Origin of the sequence: Aeromonas sp. S15(2024) (genome assembly GCF_041402265.1) — a bacterium.
Lineage (GTDB): Bacteria > Pseudomonadota > Gammaproteobacteria > Enterobacterales > Aeromonadaceae > Aeromonas > Aeromonas dhakensis.
Map to the genome: position 1 here is coordinate 220123 of NZ_JBGLQY010000003.1, position 18114 is coordinate 238236.

At 62.6% G+C, this 18114-nt stretch carries 17 protein-coding genes and 1 other annotated feature; of the genes, 6 read left to right on the forward strand and 11 right to left on the reverse strand.

Annotated features, from left to right (window positions below):
• Nucleotides 1-110: 110 nt before the first annotated feature.
• The 4 genes from ACB033_RS08315 to ACB033_RS08330 all read right to left on the reverse strand — a co-directional run bounded on the left by ACB033_RS08315 (nucleotide 111) and on the right by ACB033_RS08330 (nucleotide 4324).
• Nucleotides 111-440, reverse strand: coding sequence for a YbaB/EbfC family nucleoid-associated protein (locus tag ACB033_RS08315; RefSeq protein ID WP_005301028.1), 330 nt, complete (start codon nucleotides 438-440; stop codon nucleotides 111-113).
• 113 nt (nucleotides 441-553) lie between these two features.
• Nucleotides 554-3085, reverse strand: coding sequence for a DNA polymerase III subunit gamma/tau (dnaX, locus tag ACB033_RS08320; protein WP_139725544.1), 2532 nt, complete (start codon nucleotides 3083-3085; stop codon nucleotides 554-556).
• A gap of 184 nt (nucleotides 3086-3269) precedes the next feature.
• On the reverse strand, nucleotides 3270-3815 hold the full coding sequence (apt, locus tag ACB033_RS08325; RefSeq protein WP_026141272.1) for an adenine phosphoribosyltransferase: 546 nt from the start codon (nucleotides 3813-3815) through the stop codon (nucleotides 3270-3272).
• Nucleotides 3816-3946: 131 nt separating this feature from the next.
• The gene (locus ACB033_RS08330) at nucleotides 3947-4324 is read right to left on the reverse strand and encodes a YbaN family protein (protein ID WP_139725545.1); all 378 of its coding nucleotides are present in this window, start codon (nucleotides 4322-4324) and stop codon (nucleotides 3947-3949) included.
• 178 nt (nucleotides 4325-4502) lie between these two features.
• Between ACB033_RS08330 and dusC the strand changes: the two genes are divergently transcribed.
• From dusC to ACB033_RS08345, 3 genes are all read left to right on the forward strand, one after another.
• Complete coding sequence (dusC, locus tag ACB033_RS08335; RefSeq protein WP_124249475.1) at nucleotides 4503-5447, forward strand: tRNA dihydrouridine(16) synthase DusC; 945 nt, start codon at nucleotides 4503-4505, stop codon at nucleotides 5445-5447.
• A gap of 97 nt (nucleotides 5448-5544) precedes the next feature.
• A complete protein-coding gene (locus ACB033_RS08340; RefSeq protein WP_017782825.1) occupies nucleotides 5545-5913 on the forward strand; it encodes an RNA polymerase-binding protein DksA in 369 nt (122 codons plus the stop codon).
• Between the two features lie 94 nt (nucleotides 5914-6007).
• On the forward strand, nucleotides 6008-6775 hold the full coding sequence (locus ACB033_RS08345; RefSeq protein ID WP_117403635.1) for an ABC transporter substrate-binding protein: 768 nt from the start codon (nucleotides 6008-6010) through the stop codon (nucleotides 6773-6775).
• Between the two features lie 40 nt (nucleotides 6776-6815).
• Here ACB033_RS08345 and rnd read toward each other — a convergent pair whose 3' ends face one another.
• The 7 genes from rnd to ACB033_RS08380 all read right to left on the reverse strand — a co-directional run bounded on the left by rnd (nucleotide 6816) and on the right by ACB033_RS08380 (nucleotide 14470).
• Nucleotides 6816-7928 (reverse strand): ribonuclease D, encoded by a 1113-nt coding sequence (rnd, locus tag ACB033_RS08350; protein WP_181969393.1) that lies wholly within the window; start codon nucleotides 7926-7928, stop codon nucleotides 6816-6818.
• Between the two features lie 96 nt (nucleotides 7929-8024).
• The gene (fadD, locus tag ACB033_RS08355) at nucleotides 8025-9701 is read right to left on the reverse strand and encodes a long-chain-fatty-acid--CoA ligase FadD (RefSeq protein WP_081013316.1); all 1677 of its coding nucleotides are present in this window, start codon (nucleotides 9699-9701) and stop codon (nucleotides 8025-8027) included.
• Nucleotides 9702-9899: 198 nt separating this feature from the next.
• Nucleotides 9900-10766 carry an alpha/beta fold hydrolase gene (locus ACB033_RS08360; protein WP_162519886.1) on the reverse strand — a complete coding sequence of 289 codons (867 nt, stop codon included), beginning with the start codon at nucleotides 10764-10766 and terminating at the stop codon, nucleotides 9900-9902.
• A 9-nt stretch (nucleotides 10767-10775) separates the two neighbouring features.
• Complete coding sequence (locus ACB033_RS08365; RefSeq protein ID WP_065017116.1) at nucleotides 10776-11291, reverse strand: Slp family lipoprotein; 516 nt, start codon at nucleotides 11289-11291, stop codon at nucleotides 10776-10778.
• A gap of 95 nt (nucleotides 11292-11386) precedes the next feature.
• On the reverse strand, nucleotides 11387-12088 hold the full coding sequence (gene tsaB, locus ACB033_RS08370; protein WP_162519887.1) for a tRNA (adenosine(37)-N6)-threonylcarbamoyltransferase complex dimerization subunit type 1 TsaB: 702 nt from the start codon (nucleotides 12086-12088) through the stop codon (nucleotides 11387-11389).
• Between the two features lie 157 nt (nucleotides 12089-12245).
• Nucleotides 12246-14156, reverse strand: a complete 1911-nt coding sequence (locus ACB033_RS08375; protein WP_139725546.1) for an ATP-dependent DNA helicase — start codon at nucleotides 14154-14156, stop codon at nucleotides 12246-12248.
• Between the two features lie 71 nt (nucleotides 14157-14227).
• Nucleotides 14228-14470, reverse strand: a complete 243-nt coding sequence (locus tag ACB033_RS08380) for a hypothetical protein (protein ID WP_005301068.1) — start codon at nucleotides 14468-14470, stop codon at nucleotides 14228-14230.
• 186 nt (nucleotides 14471-14656) lie between these two features.
• Nucleotides 14657-14781 (forward strand) — a sequence feature (His leader region).
• 28 nt (nucleotides 14782-14809) lie between these two features.
• Between ACB033_RS08380 and hisG the strand changes: the two genes are divergently transcribed.
• Genes hisG through hisC form a run of 3 tightly spaced genes read left to right on the forward strand, consistent with a single transcriptional unit; the run spans nucleotide 14810 to nucleotide 18111 of the window.
• Entirely contained in the window at nucleotides 14810-15706 is an 897-nt protein-coding gene (hisG, locus tag ACB033_RS08385; RefSeq protein WP_017764450.1) for an ATP phosphoribosyltransferase, read from the forward strand.
• Nucleotides 15707-15718: 12 nt separating this feature from the next.
• The gene (gene hisD, locus ACB033_RS08390) at nucleotides 15719-17044 is read left to right on the forward strand and encodes a histidinol dehydrogenase (RefSeq protein WP_139725547.1); all 1326 of its coding nucleotides are present in this window, start codon (nucleotides 15719-15721) and stop codon (nucleotides 17042-17044) included.
• Entirely contained in the window at nucleotides 17041-18111 is a 1071-nt protein-coding gene (gene hisC / locus ACB033_RS08395) for a histidinol-phosphate transaminase (protein WP_139725548.1), read from the forward strand. The genes hisD and hisC overlap by 4 nt, the downstream gene beginning before the upstream one ends.
• Nucleotides 18112-18114 lie beyond the last annotated feature (3 nt).

Below are 18114 nucleotides of genomic sequence, written 5' to 3' on the forward strand. Positions count from 1 at the left end.
CCCGGCGTTACCGGAGCGAGTTGGCAGAGAAGCTGGGGCAAAATGCCCCATATACGACCCACAGGCAAAACAACAAAGCATAAGCATTTAATTTTAAAGGAATAAAACCCTTAGAACGGCATCTTGAAGCCGGGAGGCAGTTGCATGCCGCCGGTCAGCTCGCCCATCTTGGCCTTGTTCTGCTCTTCGACGCGACGCACGGCATCGTTGACGGCCGCAGCCACCAGATCTTCCAGCATCTCTTTGTCATCTTCCATCAGGCTCGGGTCTATTTCGATGCGACGCACGCTGTGGCTGCCGGCCATGGTGACCTTGACCATGCCAGCGCCGGCTTCACCGACTACTTCCATCTGGGCAAGCTGCTCTTGCATCTTCTGCATGCGCTCTTGCATCTGTTGGGCCTGTTTCATCAGGTTCCCCATTCCACCTTTACCAAACATATGTCGTCTCTCGTCTTGAAATCCGGCATCCAGCGCCGGGCCGTGGGTTTACCCGTCCTAAGTGGGGACGGCCAAACCGTTTTTCAACCGGGCACCAGGCCCGGATGGTGTGATCAGTTGCTCAGCGGCTCTATGCTGTCGTGGTGCAGCATGGCGCCAAACCGCTGTTGCAAGAATTGCACGTTGGGATCCTGCTCCAGATCCCGGGTGACCTGCTCCCGCACCCCGAGATAGAGGCGGTGCTCAATCTCGAGCGGGGTTTCCCGCTCTGGCACGACCCCCAGGGTGACGTCCACCTGTACCGCCAACCCCAGCTCGGGGCCGATGATCTCGGCCAGATCGGCGCGCGCCCTGTCGCTCACCAGATGGCGTTGCTCGGGTTTGAGAGTCAGCAGCACCTTGTCACCCTGCTGCTCCATCACCGAATTGATGGCCAGCTGGCGCAGGCGGCCGCCCACACCGGTGCGGGCAATCAGTTCGGCCCAATGGTCGCCGCAATTGGCCAGCAGCGAAGAGGGGATCAATCTGGCCGCCTCCTCGCTTCCTTGCGGCTGGTTGTCGCTCTCCAGCTCGTTCCAGTCGATGGTTTCCATGACCGAGGCGGCAGACTCGCTGATGGTCGCCTCAGGGGGCGTTGCAACGGCGGCCGGGGCACTCGGCGCAGCGACCGTCTGCCGGCCGGCACTGCCATCCAGATCCCAGGGCGGCAGATCATCCGCCTGGGGACGCGCGGCGGGCGCAGTCGGCGTCACCTGGGTAGTTCGCTCCGGCAAGGGGGCGCTGGCGAACGCATCGTTGAAACCTTGATTCAGATACTCTTCGTAGTCGCTGCCGCTCTCTTCATAGGCATCGAGCGGCGGCAATTCATCGTAACCTGACTGGGTCACTTGAGTTGGTGCCGACCCCCGAGTCTCACTCGGGGAGTGGGGCGCCGAGGCCGGCATGGCCGCAGCCTGCGCCACCGGTGCAGGTTTGGCGGCCGCCATCGGTTTGACCGGCGTCGCCCGGGCTGGCGCCGCATTGCCGCTCGGCTCGCCGCGCAGGCGGCTTCGCAGAAGATTGCGCTTGCCCAGCAGACTTTGCATGCTGGCCACCGTTGAAGAGACACTCCCCTCCCCGCTGTCAGCCACTTCGTCGGTCATATTCGTTGGTGCGGAGCTTTGTACGGAGGACGCGGGTTGAGGCGCGGGCGCAATAGGTTCGGACACAGCCTCATAGCCCATCTGCTCGGCTTCACGCAGCAACTCCGCCTGCTCGGCAAACAGCGGATCCAGCGCGGCGCCGCCTTCCGGCTCCGCCATGTCAGCCACCTGTGGGTGAGGCTGGGCGGCCTGTCCGGCCTCCTGCGTCCCTTGGTGCTCGGCAGGTGCAAAAGAAGTAACCGGCGCAGGCGAGTTCGCGGCGTCGGCTGACGGAGCCTGCGGCATCATGCCGGTGGCCGGGGGTGGCTCAACCCCCTCGGGCTTTCCCAAGGCGGGGGGCGTGCTCCTCGCGCCGGCGGCGGGCAGGCCACCGAGTGCCGGAGGCAGCGCCGTCAGGCTGGCGGGGTGCAGCACCTCGCGCCGGGGCGAGAAGGCCAGCATCCGCAGGCAGGTCATCTCCAGTGCGGTGCGGCCATCGGGGGCCCATGGCAGATCCTTGCGGCCACCCAGCACGATCTGATAGCAGAGCTGCACCTCTTCCGGGCTCATGGCCTGGGCCAGCTGCAGCAGGGCATCGGCATCCGCCCCCTGCTCCTGCACGGTGGCGGGCAACAGCTGCGCCATGGCGATGCGATGGAGCAGCCCTTCCAGCTCGGCATGGAGCTGATCAAAGTCGGGGCCCAGGGTCGCTATCTCGGTGATCTTTGCCATGGTGGCGGGTGCATCCTGGCGCAGCACAGCTTCCAGCAGTTGATGCAGATGGCGGTGATCCAGGGTCCCCAGCATGGCCAGCACACTGTCGGTGCGCACGCTGCCATTGCCGTGTGCCAGCGCCTGATCGGTCAGGCTCAGGGCATCGCGCATGCTGCCGTCCGCCGCCTTGGCCAGGGCCAGCAGGGCGCGCGGCTCGAAGGGTTGTCCCTCCTGATCCAGCACCCATTCGAGCTGCTTGGCGATCTGGGCCTGATCCAGACTCTTCAGATGAAACTGCAGGCAGCGCGACAAGATGGTGATGGGCAGCTTCTGCGGATCCGTGGTAGCCAGCAGGAACTTCACATAGGGGGGAGGCTCTTCCAGGGTTTTCAGCAGCGCGTTGAAGCTGTGGCGCGACAACATGTGCACTTCGTCGATGAGATAGACCTTGAAGCGGCCACGGGCCGGTCGGTACTGCACGTTGTCGAGCAGCTCGCGGGTATCTTCCACCTTGGTGCGTGACGCCGCATCGATTTCCAGCAGATCGACGAAGTTGCCCTGATCGATCTCGCGGCAGGTGTCGCACATGCCGCACGGATGGCTGCTGATCCCCTGCTCGCAGTTGAGGCTCTTGGCCAGGATGCGCGCAATGGTGGTCTTGCCGACCCCGCGAGTACCGCTCAGCAGATAGGCGTGATGCAGCCGTCCCTGATCCAGGGCGTTGGTCAAGGCGGTCAGCACATGATGCTGGCCTACCACTTGTTCAAACGTATGGGGGCGCCATTTACGCGCCAGAACCTGATAGCTCATAGATCTCGATGCAGGGATGACAAGGCATTGAGGCTGGATGCTAACACAAATGCGGGGCGGGCTGTATCGGCTATCGGCCGAGGCGGGAGGGATCGCTTGAATTTCAAACCGATGCCCGCTCGGGCACCGGTTTGGACGCAGGCAACGGGCTGACGAGGCCCGTCTGCGTGATCGGACTGGCGGCTTATTCGCCCGGCAGTTCGACCAGGGAGACCACCTTGACGCCGGCTGCGGTCAGGCGGGCATCACCACCCAGCGACGGCAGGGAGATGATGAAGGCGGCATCGGCCACTTCACCGCCGGCACGGCGGATCAGCTTGACGGTGGCATCGACGGTGCCGCCGGTGGCCAGCAGATCGTCCACCACCAGCACCTTGTCACCGGGCACGATGGCGTCGGTGTGCAGTTGCAGGGTGTCGGTGCCATATTCGAGGGCGTAGGACTCCTCGATGACGGCGCGGGGCAGCTTGCCCGGCTTGCGAACCGGCACGAAGCCCAGACCCATGGCGAAGGCAACCGGCGCGCCGAAGATGAAGCCGCGCGCTTCGGTACCGACAATCTTGGTGATCCCTTGATCACGGTAGTGATTGGCCAGCAGATCGATGGTGGCCTTGAAGGCGTCGGCATTCTCGATCAGGCTGGTGATGTCGCGAAACAGAATGCCCGGCTTCGGATAGTCGGGAATGGTCTTGATGCTCGCTTCGATAAATTTCAGGGTTTCCGGATTCATGGTTTGACCGTTTGTTTTTCGACGCAGATGGTCGTTTCTCTCAGCTTCCCGCCAGCGGGAAATAAAAAGGCCCGTCACGCAAAAATGACGGGCCGACTCCATAGCATTATTGCCGCAATAGCTTAGGGACTTCACTTCTCCATTGCAACTGGCTCCAGCACCGGCAGGCGCATTAACCAGGTGAGCAGGATCACCATTATGGCAATGAGCAGCAGCCTGACCCACATCATGGGCACCACCGCCAGCGACACCGAAAAGGAGAGCAGAATAAAGACAATGGCGCGCCGCCTGGCATGGCGGCGAATGCCGCGATACTGCTGCCAGTCCTGGATGGGGGGGCCGAACCAGGGGTGCGCCAGCAACCAGCCATGAAAGCGGGGGGACGAGCGGGCAAACAGCGCCGCCGCCAGCAGCATGAAGGGCGTGGTCGGCAGCAGGGGCAGGACTATCCCGACTATCCCGGTGGCGAAGGCAAGCCAGCCCAGGGCTATCAGACACCAGCGTTTCATGGGTACTCCTCTGAATGTATCTCTGCCTTTAGCCTAACAGAGTTGGCCTGGAAGCTGACAGCCTGGCCCAGGCGGTGGCCGTCGATTGGGTTCATCGAGTGGCCAAACGGCTGACAATCCCGGCAATTGCCACTACAATCTGCGCTCTTTTTTCTCTGTTTGCCCTGCGGAACCGGTTATGCGCGTTATTTTGGCCCCCATGCAGGGGGTGCTGGATCACTTGATGCGGGAGGTGCTCACCTCCGTCAACGACTACGACCTCTGCGTCAGCGAATTCATCCGGGTGGTCGATCAGCTGCTGCCGGCCAAGGTGTTCCATCGCCTCTGCCCCGAGCTGAAACAGGATGGCAAGACCCGGGCCGGAACCCCGGTACGGGTGCAACTGCTGGGCCAACACCCCGAATGGCTGGCCGAGAACGCACTGCGCGCCATCGAGCTTGGCTCCCCCGGCGTCGATCTCAACTTTGGCTGCCCCGCCCCCACGGTCAACAAGAGCAAGGGAGGGGCCGTGCTGCTCAAGGAGCCCGAGACCATCTATCGCATCGTCAAGGCGGTGCGCGAAGCGGTGCCGGCCCATCTGCCGGTGAGCGCCAAGATCCGCCTCGGCTACGATGACAAGGATCTCTATCTGGAGAACGCCCTGGCGGTTCATCAGGCCGGGGCCAACGAGCTGGCCGTGCACGCCCGCACCAAGCGCGAAGGCTACAAGGCGCCGGCTCACTGGGAGTATGTGGACGCCATTCGCCGCGCACTGCCCATCCCGGTCACCGCCAACGGCGAGATCTGGAATCATGCCGATGCCCTCACCTGTGCCCGGGTGTCCGGCTGCGATGCCCTGATGGTGGGCCGCGGCGCCATCTCGTTGCCCAACCTGGCCAACGTGATGAAGACCGGCTGTGCCCACATGAGCTGGGCCGAGGTGCTGCAGTTGATGGTGAGCTACACCGAGCAGGATTTGGCCAGCGAGAAGGCCGACTACTACCCGAGTCGCATCAAGCAGTGGTTCAGCTACCTCAAGCGGGAGTATCCCGAGGCAGACCAGCTGTTTCAGGAGATCCGGGTACTCAAGGAGACCCATCCCATTCGGGACGCCCTGCTGCAGGCCGCGAAAACTGTGATCTAACCGTTCTTTACTTGACGCATATCATCTTGATAATCCTGTCGCTTCCCTATACTGCCCACAATTTGTTATTCGTCCGTTGGGGGCTAGTGTGTGTGAAATGACGCAAGCTCAGTTGGCCGTGTGGCGTGATCGCCTGCTGACTGACTGGGCGCAAGTAAGAGAAGAGCTGATCGGTCAGCTCAAAGCCTGTCGGCGTGACGAGTGGGCGGAGCAGGTGGATCACTGCGAGCGGGATCAGCTGGTCGATCTCACCAGCCGCCTCGACTTGCCCAAGGTGGAGCAGAGCGTGGCCCGGCTCAAGCGGATCGATGCGGCGCTTTGCCAGATGGATCTCGGCCTCTATGGCCTCTGCTCCGACTGCGAGGAGCCGCTGGCCATCGAATCGCTGGAGCAGGACCCGACCCTGCAACGCTGCCCGCGCTGCGAAGCCCGCTATCGCAAGGGATTCCACGCCCACGAGCTCTGAGGGATGCACCTTCGTGCATCCTTTCCCCCGGGCTGGTCAGCCCGACATTTCTATTCAATAATCAACAACAACCACGCTGAACAGGGATAGCTCCGTGTACAGAGTCTTGTTGTTATGGTGTTTGTGCACCGCCGCCTGGGCGCAGGAGTCACTGCAGGTGGGCTGGGCCAGCTGGCACCCGTTCAGCTTTCGCGACGAACAGCAGCAGCTACAGGGGCTGGACATCGACCTGCTGCAAGCCATCTTCAGCCGGGCCGGCTTCAGCGCCAACTACAGCGAGATGCCCTGGGCTCGCGTACTGCGCGAGCTGGAGTTCGGCACCATCCAGCTCACCATGTCCGCCAACCAGACCGCCGAGCGCGAGCGGTACGCCCGCTTCAGCCTGCCCTATCGCAACGAAGAGACAGTGCTGCTGGTGCGCCGTCAGGACAGGGCTCGCTGGCAAGGGATCACCCAGCTCTCGGACCTGCTGCCACGGCAGGATTTCACCATAGGGATGATGCGTGATTTTGATTACGGCACCGATTTTCGCACCTTCATGCAATCGCCCCAGATGCAGGATCGGCTGCTGGCCCGCCTGCGGATGGAGCCCTTGCTCAAGCTGCTGCTGGCCGGTCGCATTCAGGGGGTGGTCATCGATCCCATGGGGCTGCAGGAGATGAACCTGGCCGGTATCCCGCTCGATGACCTCACCCCCCTGCTCAATATCCAGCGCACACCGGTACATCTGATGCTGAGCCGGCGCACCACCACGCCAGCCCAGCTGCACCGGCTGGACGAGGCCATCCAGGCGCTGCTCACCAGCCCGGAATACACCCAGATCCTGGCCCGCTATCGTTATCAGTTGCCGCCCATCAGATGAAAAAAACGGGCCAAGTGGGCCCGTTCTCTTGTGCGCTATCTCATTGAGCCAACAGATGGCCAACCAGCTCAAAGCGCCAGCCCTGCAGTAGCATGGGCTTGTCGGCCCGGGCCCGCTCTTCGTCGCTCATGCGCCAGCTCCAGGTGAAGTACTGGTGAATGATCTTCTTGCTCGCCACCAGTTCGGGCGGAATATTGCTGGCCTTGGCCTTCTCCTCCACCATCCCCTTGATGCGCTTGAGCTCGGCCTTGTATTGGGGGTAATCCACCAGCCGGCGAATGGGCTCGGGCCAGCCGGCGGGATCGCTCTGCTGGGCGGCGGCCACGATATCCAGCATCCGCTTGCCGTGGATCTTGATCTCGATGGGGGCCAGCCCCAGCTCGTTGAGATCGCGCAGGGAGGTGGGCTTGCGCTCCGCCACCTTGAACAGGTGCAGCTCCTTGACCACGAAGTTGAGGGCCAGATCCCGGCGCACCGCCTCCTGCTGACGCCAGGCGGCCAGCTCGCGCAGGATCGCCAGCTCGCGGCGCCCCAGCTGCCAGGCGTTGACGATGTCGAGATAGGCCTGACGGGGATCGCTGCTCTGGGTCTTGCGGGCAGAGTGGTTCTGACACTCCTGCTCGAACCAGGCGAACTTGCCGCTTTCACGCAGCGCTGCCATCACCTTGTCGTAGAGAGGCAGCAGATAGAAGACGTCGGCCGCCGCATATTCGAGCTGACGGGGGGTGAGCGGGCGCGCCAGCCAGTCGGTGCGCGCCTGATCCTTTTCCAGGGTCACGCCGAGAAACTCGTTGACCAGGGCGCCGAAGCCCACCGAGACCCCGTGGCCCAGAAAGGCTGCCGCCAGCTGGGTATCGTGCATCTGGTTGGGCAGATGGCCCGCCTGATGCTGGATGAGCTCCAGATCTTCGCCGGAGGCGTGCAAAATGGCGATCTGCCCTGCCCGACCGAGTCGCTGCCAGAGGGAGGAGAGATCCAGCGTCAAGGGATCCAGCAGCGCCAGCTGGTGGCCGTCATAGATCTGGAACAGGCCCAGCTGGGGGTAATAGGTACGGGTGCGGACGAATTCAGTATCGATGGCCAGGGGAACGTCGGCCAGGGAGGCGAGATACTGATCCAGTTCGGCTTGCTGTGAAATGAGTTGATAATGCATCTGTGCCTGCGCGTTGATCAGGGCCAAAAGAAAAAACCGTGGGCTGACCCACGGTTTTGCATAACGACGGCATGCTGCTTGGCAGCGCCACGCCGGTTACTGCTTGGCAATCTCCTCGTCGCGCAGCACGCGGCGCAGGATCTTGCCCACATTGGTCTTGGGAAGTTCGTCACGAAATTCTACCAGTTTCGGGACCTTATAGGCAGTCAGATGTTTGCGGCAGTGCGCAATAATCTCGTCTTCCAGCAGCTTTGGATCTTTCTTCACCACGAAGATCTTCACCAGCTCGCCGGAAACCTTGTGCGGCACGCCGACGGCGGCCACTTCCAGCACTTTCGGGTGGAGCGCCACCACGTCTTCAATTTCGTTCGGATAGACGTTGAAACCGGAGACCAGGATCATGTCTTTCTTGCGATCGACGATCTTGAAGAAGCCCTGCTCGTCGCACACCGCGATATCGCCGGTACAGAGCCAGCCATCCTGCATCACCTCGGCGGTGGCTTCCGGTCGCTGCCAGTAACCGCTCATCACCTGCGGACCGCGTACCTGCATCTCCCCCGGTTTGCCGAGTTCGTGGATCACCTGGCCGTTGTCATCCACCAGCCGGATGTCGGTGGAGCAGACCGGCAGGCCGATGGAGCCGTTGTAATCCACCAGATCGTAAGGACAGACGCTCACCAGGGGTGAACACTCGGTCAGGCCGTAACCTTCCAGCAGCGGGGTGTCGGTCAACGCCTTCCACTGCTCGGCCACCGCCCGCTGCACCGCCATGCCGCCGCCGATGGTGAGCTTGAGCTTGTCAAAGGGCATGCTCTGGAACTCGCCATTGTTGACCAGCGCGTTGAACAGGGTGTTGACCCCGGTGATGCAGGTGAAGGGGTACTTCTTGATCTCTTTGACAAAGCCCGGGATGTCACGCGGGTTGCTGATCAGCAGGTTGTAGCCACCCAGACGCATGAACAGCAGGCAGTTCACGGTCAGCGCGAAGACGTGGTAGAGCGGCAGTGCGGTGACCACGAACTCCTTGCCTCGCTCCAGCATGGGACCATAGACGCCGAGGCACTGCTCCACGTTGGCGATCATGTTGCGGTGGGTCAGCATGGCCCCCTTGGAGAGGCCGGTGGTGCCGCCGGTGTACTGCAGGAAGGCGAGATCGTCGTTGTTGATCTCGGGCTTGATGTACTGCAGATAGCGCCCCTTGGCCAGCGCCTGACGCATGGTGCTGGCGTGGGGCAGATTGTACTTGGGCACCAGCTTCTTGACGTATTTCACCACGAAGTTGACCAGGGTTCCCTTGGCCAGTCCCAGGTTGTCCCCCATCCGGGTCAAGATCACGTGCTTGACCGGGGTGTCATAGACCACTTTTTCCAGGGTGTGGGCAAAGTTGGAGACGATGACGATGGCCTTGGCGCCGGAGTCCTTGAGCTGGTGCTCCAGCTCGCGCGGGGTATAGAGCGGGTTGACGTTGACCACTATCATGCCGGCACGCAGGATGCCGAACACGGCGATGGGATACTGCAGCAGGTTGGGCATCATCACGGCGACCCGGTCACCCTGACTCAGCTTGAGCTCGTTTTGCAGGTAGGCGGCAAAGGCGCGGGACTGCTCCTCGAGACGACGATAGGTAATGGTCTGCCCCATGTTGACGAAGGCAGGCTGGTCGGCGAACTCGTTCACCGACTCTTCAAACATCTCGACCAGGGAGCTGTATTGGTCTGGATTGATCTCGGCGGGCACCCCTTCTGGATAACGCTTCAGCCAGACTTTTTCCACGAACTTCTCCTGCATAACTAGCACCTGTGCGCTCACTGTGTTGCCTCCGTCCCTGTTCACATCCATTTCAAGCAGTTGTTTTAAGCTCATACTCTAATGCCGCCCATATTTACATAGGGCAACATCAATTAACAGCGAATTAACAACAGAAAAATGTGAGGGGGAAGACAAACCTGGAATTATTGAAAGCCGTCGATTCTACCGAATTTGACAAAATTTTTCGATACAAACCGCGGTCTCTGCCGAATTTTCCATATGAAAATGGTGGTTTCCCGCCAAAACGACCCGCTCAATGCGCGTAAAGGCGGCATGACGCTGTTGCCACTGTGCCTGCAGGCTGGCAAAGCCCTCTGCGCCGGCGATAAACAGCACGGGACAGGCAATGGCCCGGATCAGGGACTGGGCCTGCCCCTCGCTCATGCGCATGGGGGAGAGATCCCGCAAACGGGGATCGCTGCGCCAGTGCCAGCGCCCTGCCCGCGCTTCCAACTGCCGCTCGCAGATAAGGCGTGCCGCACTCGGGGTGATGTCCGCCACCTTGCAACGCGCCGCCACCGCCTCGTCGATGGAGGCAAAGCCCTGGGAGGCTCGCTCGCGGGTTCTGCTGCGGTTGAGGATGGCTCGGCGCAGCTGCTCCGGCACGGCGTCGTCCGGCTGACTGAGGGGTCCGAGTCCCTCCAGCAGAATGAGCCGCTCCACCTGCTCGGGGAAGACCCCAGCATAGGCGGAGGCAATCAGCGCCCCCAGGGAGTGGCCCAGCAGCACAAAACGCGACCAGCCGGCGGCCTGGGTGATCTGATAGAGATCGTCCAGCCAGTCGACAAAGACATAGGGCGTGTTCTTGTGATCCGAGCGACCGTGCCCCGGCAGATCGACACAAACGAGGTGAAAGTGAGTCAGAAAGGGGGCCAGGGGCACAAAGCTTGCGCTGTTGTCGAGCCAGCCATGCAGGGCAAGCAGCAGCGGTTTGTCCCCCTGCTCTCCCTGCGCCGGCGGGCTCTCGAGCAAGGCAACCCGGCGGCCGTCGGCCAGGGTCAGGAAGCGCTCTTGCAGCAAGGTGTTCATGCCTAGCTCCTAGCGGCGCAGCGGCCGTCTCGGCCAGTAGGGATCATAGAAGGGGTCGTAGAAGTAGGGATCCATGTAGCGGATCTCCACCTCCTTAACCGGCGGCCACAGCTTGCTGCCCGTCACCTTGAGCACCGAGAAGCGATATTTATGCTCGCCAATCTGGCTGTCCACCGGCTGAGCTATGGTGCCGAGCACCGTCAGGCTGCGCCCCTTGGCATAGAGGGTCGGGTCGACAAAACCCTGCATGATGGCCAGAAAACGGCCCGGGCTCTGTTCGGTCTGCTCCGGCACCCCGTTGGACTTGAGCGGTAGATAGACCACCTCGATGACGCTCTGATCCGCCTTGTTGTGTACCGACGAGATGACGCCGCTCCAGCGGGCCGGCTTGCCTTCCAGGCCGGCAAGCGCCGGCTGGTAGGCCACCAGCTGGTTGGCGGGCTCATAGGCCAGCTCTTGCGGGACCGAGCTGCAGGCACCGAGCAGAAGGCCGGCGGCCCCCATCACCATTGCACGCTTCAACATGTCACTCTCCTTGAGTCGGGCTGGGCCCGACCTCTCAACCGCCCGCATGGGGCCTGTGTCGACCGGCATGAGCGACAAGTCTGCCACTCCTGCCCTTATTCGCGACCCGGCAGCTTCTTCCAGGTCACCTTGTCACGCAAATATACCGGGGTCGCCTGCTCGACCGCCACCGCCTCGCCGGCCAGCCAGGCGCTGCGGGCCAGCGGCAGCATGTCCTCTGCCGCCGGGAAGCGTACCTGGCTCGCCACCTGCTCGTCGGCCAGCGCAGCGAGGGTCTCACCATAGGTCTCAAATCCGGTACCGACGCGGGTAAAGCTGCCCGGCAGCGTGCCGCGGGACGCCACCAGTGCGGCGGGGCCGCTCACCACCTCTTCGCCCACCAGCTGGGCGCGGCCATCGATGAGTTCATATTGGCCGAAGTAGACCTCGTCCATTCGCGCATCAATGGCGGTCAACACCCGCTCCGCCCCGTCCAGGCGATGAGCCCCCTGCGCCATGGCGGCCAGGGTGGAGATGCCGATCAGCGGTACACCTGCGCCCAGCGCCAGCCCCTGTGCCACGCCGATGCCGATCCGTACCCCGGTAAAGGAGCCGGGACCGCGGCCGAAGGCGATGGCATCGAGCTCGTCCAAGGTTACCCCGGCCTCGTCCAACACAGCCTGAACCATGGGCAGGATTTTACGGGTGTGATCCCGCGGCGCCTCTTCCCAACGGGAGAATACCTTTTCCCCCACCAACAAGGCGGCGGAGCAGGCTTCGGTGGCGGTATCTACGGCCAGGATCTTCAACTCGTTCATGCTTTCCAATCTCTATAAAATCAGTCAATTACATAATCTGCAAGCAGGCTCTGCCAGCAGTTTTCACATTCTGGTGCGCGCATTGCGGGCCACCTCGTCCCCTATCGGCAGCGTGGCCGCCTCGCCAGTGCACGGGTGCGCAGCATCTTCGGTAGATTCAGCCCTTGCGATCGAAAAAACCGCCCAGGGTGGCCAGCTCCCGGGTCCGAGGAATCGCGGGCAGGCTCTTGATGAAGGTCGCGCCGTAGGGTTTGTTGACCATGCGGGGATCACAGATGACCAGTACGCCGTGATCACTGCGATCACGAATGAGCCGCCCCACCCCCTGCTTCAAGGCAATCACCGCCTTGGGCAGCTGGATATCGGCGAAGGGATCACCGCCCCTGAGCTTGCAATCATCCACCCGCGCCTTGAGCAGCGGATCGTCGGGGCTGGCAAACGGCAGCTTGTCGATGATAACACAGGAGAGCGCGGCACCACGCACGTCGATCCCCTCCCAGAAGCTGCTGGTCGCCACCAGCACGGCGCGGCCATTCTCGACAAACTCCTTGAGCAGCCGCTGCTTGTTGTCCTCCCCCTGCAGCAACACGGTGCGACCGATCTCCCGGCGCAGCACCTCAGCCACCTGGCGCATCACCTGATGACTGGTACAGAGGAAGAAACAGCCCCCCGGCGTCTTGTTGATAAGCGGGATCATCAGGTTGGCCAGCTGCTCGCCCCGACCAAAGGCATTGGGCTCGGGCAGGAAGCGCGGCACACACAGGCGCGCCTGCTCGCCATAGTCGAACGGGCTGTCGAGGATAAGCTCGGCGCTGCCGGCCAGCCCCAACTCCGCCTTGAAGTGATCAAAGCGCATGTCCACTGTCAGCGTGGCCGAGGTAAACACCCAGGCCACCTCGGAGCGCAGCACCTCGGCGCCAAAGCGCTCGGCCACCGACAGCGGGGTCAGATTGAGGGTGAAATGGAGCCGCGAGCAGTCATACCAGTAGGAGAAACCGGTCTGATTGACCGCCAGCACCTCGCCAAGGCGAGTGCGCAGCTCACTGATGCGCTCGAAACAGTGGTCAAGCTGCTCCCCTCGCCCCAGCGCCAGCTTCAGCACCTCGTAACACAGGCCGAGGGCATCGTTGAGGCGGGCCAGCGCCTGGCCCCAGAGCGGTTGGCGCAACATGTCGCGGGTGTTGCCACGACCGCCGTCCACCCCGAAGGCGAGCCGCAAGTCCTGGCTCGCGATGGCGAGCCTGTCTGCCGCCTTGCCAAGCTGACCCATGTCGTGGGCCTCGGCCCGATAGGCAAGCTGGATATCCTGCGCCAGATCCTGGATGGTGCGGCTGCCCACCGACTTGCCGAAGTAGTTGGTGGCGATCTCGGGCAGCTGGTGCGCTTCGTCAAACACATAGACCTGCGCTTCTGGCACCAGCTCGCCAAATCCGGTGTCCTTGACCGCCATGTCGGCGAAGAAGAGGTGATGGTTGATCACCACCACCTGGGCATCCATGGCGCGGCGGCGGGCCACCACCAGATGGCAGTCGTCGTAATAGGGGCAATCGCGGCCGAGGCAGTTTTCATTGGTGCTGGTGACGTGCGCGAGGATCTCGGCGTTCTCCTGCAGCCCCGGAATATCCCCCACGTCACCGTTGTCGGTGGCGGTGGACCAGGACTTCACCTTGACCAGGTCGTTGAGCACTTCGGGCTTTTGCAGGTGGGATTCGCTGAGCAGCCGGTTCATCCGCTCGATGCAAAGATAGTTGCTGCGCCCCTTGAGCAGAGCCACCGGCGGGGTATAGGAGAGTGCGCCGGTGATGGTCGGCAGGTCTCGATAGAAGAGCTGCTCCTGCAGGTTTTTGGAGCCGGTGCTGATCACCACCCGCTTGCCGGATTCCAGCGCCGGCACCAGATAGGCGTAGGTTTTGCCGGTACCTGTACCCGCCTCCACCAGCAAGCGACCGTGTGACTTGATGGCGTTGGCCACCGCTTCGGCCATCGCCAGTTGCGGGGCGCGGGCGACAAAACCGTCGATATGGCTGGCCAGAGGGCCGTCTGGCTTGAACAGGGTCTGGATGGTCAAAGGGGCGTCCCGCTGCAACAAAAGGGGGCATTATGCCAAAAAGGTGGCAAAAGCGGGACTGACTTCTGTCCCTAGACGAAGAGATCGATCTGGTGATCGGGATCCGGCTTGTGATCGTCCTCTTCAGGCTTTTCCTGATCACGCTTGGCCGAGGGGTAAGGCTGCTGGCGCTGCTGGGAGTCACCGTTGTCGGTGCTGGTCTTGCGCAGCTGATGCTTCTGGCTGATCTGGGTTACTTCCCGCTTGATGTCGTCACTGCTCGGCGCGGCCGGCGCCCTGGGCAGAATGGGGAATAACAGGTCCTGGCTGGGCATGATGTCGCCTCCTCTGGCTCACCTTGTCTAGTTATCGACCATAAAACCGTTTTCTCAACTTTAATCGACCAAATCACATTTTCCGGTTGCTTTTTCCGTCAAGGCGGGTAGTTTAAATCGGGCGTCAACTACGACATCTTATTTGTAAAGGATTGATTACATGCCGTTCACCAGCCTGAAGACTCATCACCACCATCATCATCCCGAATAGTCTTTCAGGAGGTTGACTGCTGGAAGACACTTAACTGGTGACTTCCAAAAGGACCGCAAGATTCATAAACCCTCGGAAGCACCCACTTCCGAGGGTTTTTTCGTTTTTGACTAGAAGGAAATCGAGCAATGGAAACACAACGTCTGCGCATCGCCATGCAAAAATCCGGTCGTCTGAGCCAGGACTCCCAGGCCCTGTTCAAGAGCTGCGGCCTCAAGATCAACCTGCGCGAGCAGCGCCTCATCGCCCATGTCGAGAACATGCCCATCGACATCCTGCGGGTGCGTGATGACGACATCCCGGGGCTGGTGATGGAAGGGGTGGTCGACCTTGGCATCATCGGCGAAAACGTGCTGGAAGAGGTGCAGCTCATCCGCGCCTCCCAGGGCCAACCCTTTGCGGTCAAGACCCTCAAACAGCTCGACTTCGGCGGCTGCCGCCTCTCCCTGGCGGTGCCGGACGACGTCAACTACACCGGGCCAGAGAGCCTCGCCGGCAAGCGCATCGCCACCTCCTACCCTGGGCTGCTCAAGCGCTTCTTCGACGAGAAGGGGCTCGCCTTCAAGAGCGTGATGCTGGGCGGCTCGGTGGAAGTGGCGCCGCGCGCGGGCCTGGCCGACGCCATCTGCGATCTGGTCTCCACCGGCGCGACTCTAGAGGCCAACGGCCTCAAAGAGGTGGAGGTGATCTACCGCTCCAAGGCGGTACTGGTACAAGCACCCAACCCCTTGTCCGATGCCAAGCAGAAGATCATCGACACCCTGCTGCCCCGCATTCAGGGGATGCAGCAGGCGCGCGAGAGCAAGTACATCATGCTGCACGCCCCCAAGGACAAGCTCGATGCCATCACCGATCTGCTGCCGGGGGCCGAACGTCCCACCATCATGCAGCTGGCGGGCGAAACCAATCAGGTGGCGCTGCACGTCGTCTCCAGCGAGACCCTGTTCTGGGAAACCATGGAACAGCTCAAGGCCCTGGGTGCCAGCTCCATTCTGGTGCTGCCCATCGAGAAGATGATGGAATAAGGAAGGGATATCATGCAGACCCTGATCTGGAAGACCCTCTCCCCCGCCCAGCAGGCCGACGTGCTGACCCGGCCCGCCCTGAGTGACGAAGCCGACATCGGCGCCGTGGTACGGGAGATCATCGGCTCGGTACGCAGCCGGGGCGATGAGGCCCTGCGCGAGCTGAGCCAGCGTTTCGAACGTGCCCCGCGCCAGCAACTGCAGGTAAGCAACGCCGAAATCGAGGCCGCCTGCGAGCGCCTCGATGACGACATCAAGGGCGCCATCGAGGCGGCCATCGCCAACATTCGCACCTTCCACGCCGCGCAAGCGCAGCCGGTGGTGCGGGTGGAAACCCAGCCCGGTGTGGTGTGCGAGCTGCGCACCCAGCCCATCAGCCGGGTCGGCCTCTACGTGCCGGGTGGCAGCGCGCCGCTACCCTCCACCGTGATGATGCTGGCCATTCCGGCAGCGATCGCCGGTTGCCGTGAAGTGGTGCTCTGCACCCCGTCCCCGGCCAGCGACGAGATCCTGTTTGCCGCCCGTGCCTGCGGGGTCGAGAAGATGTTCGCCATCGGCGGTGCCCAGGCCATCGCCGCCATGGCTTACGGCACCGAAAGCATTCCCAAGGTGGACAAGATCTTCGGCCCGGGCAACGCCTATGTGACCGAAGCCAAGGGGCAGGTGTCCCGCGACTGGCGCGGCGCCGCCATCGACATGCCCGCCGGCCCCTCCGAGGTGCTGGTGATCGCCGACGAGAGCGCCAACCCGGCCTTCGTGGCGGCAGATCTGCTCTCCCAGGCCGAGCACGGCCCGGACAGCCAGGTGGTGCTGGTGACCACCTCGCCCCTGCTGGCCGATGCCATCGGCGCCGAGCTCAAGGGCCAACTGGCCAAGCTCACTCGCCGCGACATCGCCGCCAAGGCGCTGGGTTCAAGCTTGGTGATCCTCTGCGATAACTTGGACGAGGCGTGTGCCATCTCCAACGCCTACGCACCGGAACACCTCATCGTGCAGACCCGTGCCCCCCGCGAGCTGCTGGACCGACTCGAGAATGCCGGCTCCATCTTCCTTGGGGCATGGACACCGGAATCCGTCGGGGATTACGCCAGCGGCACCAACCACACTTTGCCCACCTACGGCTATGCCCGCACCTGCTCCAGCCTGGGACTGGCCGATTATCAGCGCCGCTACACGGTGCAGGAGCTAAGCGAGAGCGGCATCCGCGGCCTTGGTCCAATCGTCGAGCGCATCGCCCAGGCCGAGGGGCTCGATGGCCACAAAAATGCCGTCACCCTGAGATTGCAAGCCCTCGCGGGCGCCACCCAAACCGGTTCACAGCAAAAGGATTTGTCATGAGCATTGCCAATCTGGCGCGCCGCGTGGTGCGTGCCCTCACGCCCTACCAATCTGCCCGTCGCATCGGTGGCAAGGGTCATGTCTGGCTCAACGCCAACGAGGCCCCACAAGCCTACCCCTTCACCGTCGAGGGGAGCCGTCTCAACCGCTACCCCGAGTGCCAACCGGCCGAGGTGGTGAACGGCTATGCCGCCTACGCCGCGGTCAATCCCGACCAGGTGCTGGTGAGCCGCGGTGCCGACGAGGCCATCGAGCTCTTGATCCGCACCTTCTGCGAGGCGGGACAGGATCAGATCCTCATCTGCCCGCCCACCTACGGCATGTACGCCATCAGCGCCGAGACCTGTGGTGTCGGCATCGTCGAACAGCCGCTCACCGCCAGCCGCCAGCCGGACTGGCCCGCCATCGCCGATCGCCTCGGCGACGTGAAGCTGGTGTTTCTTTGCTCCCCCAACAACCCCACCGGGGATCTGGTGGGTCACGACGGGCTTATCGCCTTGCTGGAGAAGGCGCAGGATCGCGCCATCGTGGTGGTGGACGAGGCCTATATCGAGTTCTGCCCCGAGGCGTCCGTGGTAGACCTGCTGGCTCGCTTCCCCAATCTGGTGGTGACCCGCACCCTCTCCAAGGCCTTCGCCCTGGCGGGGATCCGCTGCGGCTTTACGCTGGCAACCCCCGAGGTGATCGCCATGCTGGCCAAGGTGATCGCCCCCTATCCCATTCCCGAGCCCATCGCCCAGATAGCGGCGCAGGCCCTCTCCCCCATGGGGCTCGAGCTGATGCGCGAGCGAGTGGTGGAGCTCAACAAGCAAAAGGCCGCCTTCAAGGCAGAGCTGGCAGGATTTGCCTGCGTGAAGGAAGTGTTCGAGGACAAGGGCAACTTTGTGCTGGTGCGCTTTGTGGATGGCGCCAGCGTGTTTGCCGCCATGAAGGCCGCCGGCATCATCTTGCGGGACTTCTCGACAAAGCCAGGCCTTGATAACAGCATTCGCGTCACCATCGGCTATCAGGGCGAGATGGACGCCGTGCTGGCAGTGTTGCGTGACCTGCCCTCTCCCACTTTGTAAGAC